This window comes from Vibrio scophthalmi LMG 19158, assembly GCF_000222585.1.
In the GTDB taxonomy this organism is placed as follows: domain Bacteria; phylum Pseudomonadota; class Gammaproteobacteria; order Enterobacterales; family Vibrionaceae; genus Vibrio; species Vibrio scophthalmi.
The window spans coordinates 1-7393 of the sequence record NZ_AFWE01000172.1 but is presented as its reverse complement, the minus strand read 5'-3'; the positions used below and the strand labels follow the sequence as shown (position 1 = coordinate 7393).

The following is a 7393-nucleotide window of genomic DNA, read 5'->3' as shown; positions in this document are numbered from 1 at the left end:
TTTTTTTTCATCTATGTTTAATCACTAAACATAAGCAATTACCAGTATTGAATGATCAGCTGCTTGGCCAGAAGTGAGGCGATAAAGAACATCATGGCGGCAACCATTATATCGATGCCTTTTTTCACTTTCGGTTTTGATAACGTAGGACCTAACTTGGCCGCACCGAGTGATAGTGAATAGAACCACACAAAAGAAGCCATGATGGTACCAATCGCGAATGAAATGCGATCTTGCCCTTCAAATTGCCCGCCGATAGAGCCCAAAATGACAACCGTATCTAAATAGAGGTGTGGGTTTAATACCGTGACAGCTAACGCACCCAGAATCACGGTACGGCGACCGCGCGCTAAGACGTGGCCTGCGTGCTCTTGCTTTGCCGGATCTCGGAAAGCACTTTTTAATGATAAACAGCCATAAACAGTCAGAAAGGCAATACCACCAAGTGTTACTGAAGTGAGTAACCACTCACTTTTGGAAATGAGCGCGCCACCACCAAAGATACCGAGGGAGATAAATAACGCATCAAGCAGGCTACAAGTAATCGCCGTGGTTAGGTGATGTTGGCGCTTGATACCCTGATTGAGAACATAAGCATTCTGCGCACCGATCGGAATGATCATCGTTGCTCCTAGTCCAAATCCTTGCAGTAATACCCATAAATTCACAATCTTCTCTCCGGTTATTTGTCATTAATGCGAGCAAGATAAGCGGTGTACAGAAATAAGTATATTTAATGATTTTAATTCAACATAAGTAATGCTTATGATGCGTCTAAAGTAGAATTTGAGATGGAATCAGGAGGCAGGAACATGCGCGGATTGGACTATAAATGGGTCGAAGCACTTGAGGCAATTGTGCAGCTAGGCAGTTTTGAACGAGCGGCTGAATCGCTTTATGTTTCACAATCGGCCATCTCCCAACGTATTAAGCAGTTAGAAAAGTTCCTTGCCCAACCCGCTTTGATCCGTGAATTGCCGCCGCGCCCGACACCGATCGGTAAAAAGCTGCTTGGGCTCTATGGCCGAGTGCGCTTGCTGGAAAGTGAGTTTATCCCCGAGCTAATGAATGAGGCGACGAGCAAGCCTCTGGAGGTCTCACTTGCTACTAACGCTGATAGCCTTGCAACTTGGTTGCTACCGAGTCTCACCAGCATTCTCAAGCAAAAGCGGATTGCGTTGAATTTAATTGTCGACGATGAAGGCCGAACCCTAGACAAATTGCGCAGTGGAGAAGTGGCGGGGGCGATTAGCTTAGAGTCACAATCAATTGCTGGTTGTGATGCCGATTACCTTGGTCGGGTGGATTATTTGTGTGTGGCTAGTCCTGAGTTTTATCAGCAATATTTTGCTCAAGGGGTGAATCGAGAGTCATTGCAAAATGCGCCAACCGTTGCCTTTGACCATCACGATGATATGAATGATCGTTTTATCCACCAGCACTTTAACTTACCTAAGGGCAGTGTGCTTAAACATACCGTGCGCAGCTCTGAAGCCTTCGTGAAGCTAGCGTTAAGTGGTGTTGCCTACTGTTTGATTCCCAAGCTGCAGATCGAGGATGAACTAGCCTGCGGGAGTCTGATTAACATTACCCCTGATTTTATTCTTTCCCACCGAATTTACTGGCATCACTGGCAGCTAGAAACGGGGGTTCTAAAACTATTGTCACAGGCGATTATTGAACATGCTCATGAAATATTACCAAGCTAAATCAGTACAATCGTAGGTTAAATTATTGTCAGTTTGTCCTTTCATGACTGGCGAACAGACAGATTTAACTTATGATGTATTGATCAACGATATTCATAAGGTGATAGGCATGAAAAAGGTAGCGTTAGTAATGGCGGCCTTAGCGGCTAGCGTAAGTTTTGCTGTGTCGGCAAACGGATTGGATTTTCCTCATCTTTCAACCACAGGTTATGGCGAAGTCGTCGCTAAGCCTGATATGGCTGAGTTTTCGGTAAAAGTGGTGGAAACCACTATGACGGCAGAACAGGCTAAGCAGAGTGTTGATAAAGCGGTCGCCACATTTTTAACCGCGCTAAAAGCAAAAGGTGTTGCGGCAGATAGTATCACCAGCACCAATCTATACCTGGCCCCTCAATATACTTATCCTAAGAATGGTCAACCAGAGTTAGTGGGTTATCGCGCGAGCCGAACGATTACGGTCACGGTTGATCAACTTGAGAACCTCAATAGCTATTTAGATATTGCGTTGAGCTCAGGTATCAACCAAGTAAACAACATCAGTCTTAAAGTAAAAGATGAAGCGAAATATCTACAACAAGCTCGTTTAGCGGCAATTAAAGATGCGCAAAGTAAAGCCGGTTCTTTAGCGGCAGGCTTTGATCGCGAACTCGGTTCGGTGTGGCAAATTAATTACAACGCGCGTAATCCTCAGCCAGTGCTGATGCGAGCAATGAGCATGGATATGAAAGCCGAATCAAATGGTTATCAAGATTCCACCTTGGTTATTCGCGACCAAGTGGATGTGGTCTATCGTTTAGAGAAGTGATATTTGATCATATTCAAATGAAGAGAGTTGGCGTGATGCCAGCTCTTTTTTTTTGCTCGAAGGAGTCATGAAGCATTTCAAACGACAAAAAATGAGCGAAAAAAAAGAGGGCCGGAGCCCTCTTTCGAATCTTGTTACTGTCAGCGTCTAATTATAGAACGTGTACAGAAGCCGTGTTAGTTGTGCCTGAAGCGACTAGTGCGCCAGAAACCATTACTACGATGTCGCCTTTCTTACCTAGGCCAGATTGTAGAGCGATTTCTTTACCGTTTACGTAGAACTCATCAGTACTGCTGATTGAATCAACAACAACAGGGCGAACACCTTTAGTAAGAACTAGCTGAGCAGCAGTCTTAGTGTTAGTTGTAAGCGCAAGGATGTTTGCAGTTGGGAAGTATTTACGTACTGAACGAGCAGATTTACCGCCTTCAGTCGCAACAACGATTAGAGGAGCTGCTAGTTTCTCAGCTGTGTCTACTGCGCCTTTACATACTGCTTCAGTGATACGTAGACGTGGGCTGTCTAGACGAGAACCTAGTTCTGCTTTAAGAGCACCATCAGTACGGTTCGCGATTTGAGCCATGATAGTTACTGCTTCAACAGGGTACTTACCTTTAGCCGTTTCGCCAGAAAGCATTACTGCGTCAGTACCGTCCATGATTGCGTTCGCAACGTCACCCGCTTCTGCACGAGTTGGACGTGGGTTGTTGATCATAGAATCAAGCATTTGAGTTGCAGTGATAACAACTTTACGTGCACGGTTACATTTCTCGATCATCATCTTCTGAGCGAAGATTACTTCTTCAGCTGGGATTTCAACACCTAGGTCGCCACGAGCAACCATGATGCCGTCAGAAAGCTCAAGAATTTCGTCGAAGTTATCAACGCCTTCTTGGTTTTCGATTTTAGAGATGATGTGGATGTTCTCGCCGCCGTTAGCGGTTAGAACTTCACGGATTTCTTGAACGTCAGATGCTTTACGGATGAAAGAAGCTGCAACGAAATCAACGCCTTGCTCACAACCAAATTTAAGGTCGTTCTTATCTTTTTCAGATAGAGCTGGAAGTTGAACTGAAACGCCAGGAAGGTTAACACCTTTGTTTTCGCCTAGTGCGCCGTTGTTAAGAACTTTACACTTAACTTCAGTTTCAGTAGTAGAGATAACTTCCATTTCGATTAGACCGTCGTCTACTAGGATAGTGTTACCAGCAGATAGGTCAGTTGCGAAACCAAGGTAAGTTACCGCTACGATATCTTTGTTACCAACAACAGTTGCGTCAGTAGTGAAAGTGAATTCTTGACCCGCTACTAGATCAACGTCGTTGCCGCCTTCTAGTTTGATAGTGCGGATTTCTGGACCTTTAGTGTCTAGAAGGATAGATAGTTGCTTGCCAGTTACTTCCATTACTTTACGGAAGTTCACGATACGAGCTTCATGCTCCGCGAAGTTACCGTGAGAGAAGTTAAGACGCATTACATTCATGCCTGCGTTTACAAGTTCAGTTAGCTTCTCTACAGATTCAGTTTTAGGGCCAATCGTACATACGATTTTGGTCTTTTTCATGGAAGATACTCTCCGGTAAATAAGATAGTTACAATTTAATTTCGGTTATTGCATGAATGTTGATGGTTACAATCGAACATTCGGCTTGTCTGAAGTAGTCGCTGATTTAGATGCATTTTGTGCCTGCAAGCTATCAGTGTAGTACGCTTTGTGTCCACTTCAGTTCTGAAAGTCTTTCGTTACTTTTAGTCATTTTATGACCGTTTTTTCGCCGTTTTTTTGCTATTTTTTGTGACTAAGGCCACTTTAGCTGCTTAACATTGCAAAAAAATAACGTTCTTTTCTGTAATTTATTTTCTTTTCGGGTGCGAATTCTACCACCGAATGACTTCAATATCACTGCTTAAGAGTTGTCTTAGGACAAGGTTTTATCGCTAAATAATAATTTTTTGGATCGAAATAAATGGACGAATAAGTTTCGACTTGACTATAATAACTTTCAAATCGAAACTTAATCATGAAAATAAAATGTCGAAACGAAACACACAACTCAGAAGACATGCCATTTCTAACCTGGTAAATGAAAAAGGCGAAGTGAGTGTTGAAGAACTATCGCAAAAGTTTGAAACCTCAGAAGTCACCATTAGAAAGGACTTAGCCTCGTTAGAAAAAAATGGTCAATTATTGCGCCGTTATGGTGGGGCGATAGCGCTGCCATCGGAAGTGATGAGTGATGAAATTGGCGAAAAAGTTTCGATTCGTAAGATGGAGTTGGCGATCTCAGCGGCAAAACTCATTCGCGACCATAATCGCATTGTGATCGACAGCGGCAGCACAACCACCGCGTTGATCCAGCAGTTGAATGATAAACGTGGATTAGTGGTAATGACCAATTCACTCAACGTTGCTAATGCGCTGAATGAGTTGGAAAGCGAGCCGCATTTATTGATGACCGGCGGAACGTGGGATGCTCATTCAGAATCGTTTCAAGGCCAAGTCGCTGAAACGGTATTGCGATCGTACGATTTTGATCAGTTATTCATTGGTGCGGATGGCGTTGATCTTGAGCGTGGCACAACCACCTTTAATGAACTGGTTGGCTTAAGCAAGGTGATGGCAGAAGTCTCGCGAGAAGTGATTGTGATGGTTGAATCGGAAAAGATCGGCCGCAAGATCCCCAATTTAGAACTGAGCTGGGATGTGATAGACATCTTGGTAACTAATAAAGATCTGTCCTCAGACGACAAACAGCTAATTGAATCACGCGACATAAAAGTGATTTTAGCGTAACACCCTTCAGGGCCTTTGCTTGCTGCCCTCTGGAATTAATTGGAGTTAATTATGTGTGGAATCGTAGGTGCAGTGGCACAGCGCGATGTGGCTGAAATTCTTGTCGAAGGACTTCGACGTTTAGAATATCGTGGCTATGACTCAGCGGGAATTGCTGTCGTCGATGCTGATGCACATCTCACCCGTATTCGTCGTTTAGGTAAAGTGCAAGAGTTGGCTGATGCAGTGGATGCCGCTCAAGTGATTGGTGGTACTGGGATTGCGCATACGCGTTGGGCGACGCATGGTGAACCATCAGAAGTGAATGCGCACCCACATCAGTCGGGTGATATAACCGTGGTACACAATGGCATCATCGAAAACCACGAAGAATTGCGCAGTTTGTTACGCGAGCGTGGTTATGTGTTTGAGTCGCAGACCGATACTGAAGTGATTGCCCACTTGGTTGAATGGGAACGTCGCAGCACCCCATCACTGATTGAAGCGCTGCAAAAAACCGCCAAGCAACTACAAGGTGCTTACGGTACGGTGGTGATGGATCGTAAAGATCCGAGCCGTGTTGTGGTCGCCCGTTCCGGTAGTCCAATTGTGATTGGCTTCGGGGTAGGAGAGAACTTCTTAGCGTCTGATCAGTTGGCTTTACTCAACGTGACGCGTCGCTTTATGTATTTAGAAGAGGGCGATGTCGCAGAGATTACTCGCCGCGAAGTGACGGTGTTTGATAGCTCTGGTGAGCGTGTTGAACGCGAAATTGCTGAATCAAAAGCAGAGCACGATGCTGGTGACAAAGGTCAGTATCGCCACTTCATGCAAAAAGAAGTCTATGAGCAGCCAACCGCGTTAATTAATACCATGGAAGGGCGCGTGACTGCGGATTCAGTCGTAACCGATGCGATTGGTGTGAATGCCAAAGAGATTCTTAGCAAAGTAGAGCATGTCCAAATTGTCGCTTGTGGTACGTCTTACAATGCTGGCATGGTAGCACGTTATTGGTTTGAAGATATTGCCGGTGTCAGCTGTGATGTCGAGATCGCCTCGGAATTTCGTTACCGCAAGTTCGTTACCCGTCCTAATAGTTTGTTGATCACCTTGTCTCAATCTGGTGAAACGGCTGATACGCTAGCGGCGCTGCGCTTGGCTAAAGAAAAAGGCTACATGGCGGCAATGACGATTTGTAATGTGGCGGGTTCATCGTTAGTGCGTGAATCGGATTTTGCCTTTATGACTCGCGCAGGCGTTGAGATTGGCGTTGCATCAACCAAAGCATTTACCACTCAACTTGCCGCATTACTGATGTTGGTAACGGCATTGGCCAAACAACAAGGTCGTATTGATAAAGCGCGCGAGAAAGAGATTGTAGAAGCGTTGCACGCGCTACCAAATCAGATCAACCAAGCTTTGTCTTTTGAAAAAGAGATTGAAGCATTAGCCGAAGATTTTGCCGACAAACACCATACGCTGTTTTTAGGCCGTGGTGAGTTCTACCCGATTGCGGTGGAAGCGTCACTGAAATTAAAAGAGATCTCCTATATTCATGCGGAAGCTTACGCTGCCGGTGAGCTTAAACATGGCCCACTGGCGCTGATTGATGCTGATATGCCGGTTGTTGTGGTCGCACCAAGTAATGAGCTGCTTGAAAAGCTGAAATCAAATATCGAAGAAGTGCGTGCGCGTGGTGGCTTGCTGTACGTATTTGCAGATCAAGAGGCGGGCTTTGAAGCGGATGATACGATGAAGATCATCACCATGCCGCATGTTAGCGAGATTACGGCACCAATTTATTACACCATTCCGATGCAGTTGCTTTCTTACTATGTCGCTTTGATCAAAGGCACTGATGTCGATCAGCCGCGCAATCTGGCTAAAGCGGTGACCGTAGAGTAAGTTTATTCTACAAAAAGGCAGTATCGAGCATGAGCGGTATTGCCTTTTATTTTATGGCTCGTTAATCAAAGTTTATCTCAATTATTAATCCGCCTTTATTCGTTTGCTTTTAGGCGTATATATCCTGTCGTTGCTTCTTTTTCCTCTGCCATTCTACGGGGGATTTGACGCCCCAAATTATCGGCTTCACACTTTAGCCAT

The 7393-nt window shown here is 44.9% G+C and carries 6 protein-coding genes; 4 read left to right on the top strand and 2 right to left on the bottom strand.

The window, feature by feature from the left end:
* Window positions 1-38: 38 nt before the first annotated feature.
* On the bottom strand, window positions 39-668 hold the full coding sequence (locus RH88_RS13365; protein WP_005596857.1) for a LysE/ArgO family amino acid transporter: 630 nt from the start codon (window positions 666-668) through the stop codon (window positions 39-41).
* Between the two features lie 144 nt (window positions 669-812).
* Here RH88_RS13365 and RH88_RS13360 point away from each other — a divergent pair, with 144 nt between their 5' ends.
* Together RH88_RS13360 and RH88_RS13355 are read left to right on the top strand one after the other, a co-directional pair.
* Entirely contained in the window at window positions 813-1709 is an 897-nt protein-coding gene (locus RH88_RS13360; RefSeq protein WP_005596855.1) for a LysR family transcriptional regulator ArgP, read from the top strand.
* A gap of 109 nt (window positions 1710-1818) precedes the next feature.
* On the top strand, window positions 1819-2514 hold the full coding sequence (locus RH88_RS13355; RefSeq protein WP_005596853.1) for an oxidative stress defense protein: 696 nt from the start codon (window positions 1819-1821) through the stop codon (window positions 2512-2514).
* A gap of 151 nt (window positions 2515-2665) precedes the next feature.
* On the opposite strand, the gene pykF is transcribed toward RH88_RS13355, so the two are convergent.
* The gene (gene pykF / locus RH88_RS13350) at window positions 2666-4078 is read right to left on the bottom strand and encodes a pyruvate kinase PykF (RefSeq protein ID WP_005596851.1); all 1413 of its coding nucleotides are present in this window, start codon (window positions 4076-4078) and stop codon (window positions 2666-2668) included.
* 468 nt (window positions 4079-4546) lie between these two features.
* Between pykF and RH88_RS13345 the strand changes: the two genes are divergently transcribed.
* Both RH88_RS13345 and glmS read left to right on the top strand, forming a co-directional pair.
* Entirely contained in the window at window positions 4547-5308 is a 762-nt protein-coding gene (locus RH88_RS13345) for a DeoR/GlpR family DNA-binding transcription regulator (protein WP_005596849.1), read from the top strand.
* A gap of 51 nt (window positions 5309-5359) precedes the next feature.
* Window positions 5360-7192 carry a glutamine--fructose-6-phosphate transaminase (isomerizing) gene (gene glmS / locus RH88_RS13340; protein ID WP_005596848.1) on the top strand — a complete coding sequence of 611 codons (1833 nt, stop codon included), beginning with the start codon at window positions 5360-5362 and terminating at the stop codon, window positions 7190-7192.
* Window positions 7193-7393 lie beyond the last annotated feature (201 nt).

What these genes read in the sequence shown, in the direction of transcription:
- RH88_RS13360 (WP_005596855.1), top strand. Translation starts at nt 813, where the DNA reads ATGCGCGGATTGGACTATAAATGGGTCGAAGCACTTGAGGCAATTGTG.
- RH88_RS13355 (WP_005596853.1), top strand. Translation starts at nt 1,819, where the DNA reads ATGAAAAAGGTAGCGTTAGTAATGGCGGCCTTAGCGGCTAGCGTAAGT.
- pykF (WP_005596851.1), bottom strand. Translation starts at nt 4,078, where the DNA reads ATGAAAAAGACCAAAATCGTATGTACGATTGGCCCTAAAACTGAATCT.
- RH88_RS13345 (WP_005596849.1), top strand. Translation starts at nt 4,547, where the DNA reads ATGTCGAAACGAAACACACAACTCAGAAGACATGCCATTTCTAACCTG.
- glmS (WP_005596848.1), top strand. Translation starts at nt 5,360, where the DNA reads ATGTGTGGAATCGTAGGTGCAGTGGCACAGCGCGATGTGGCTGAAATT.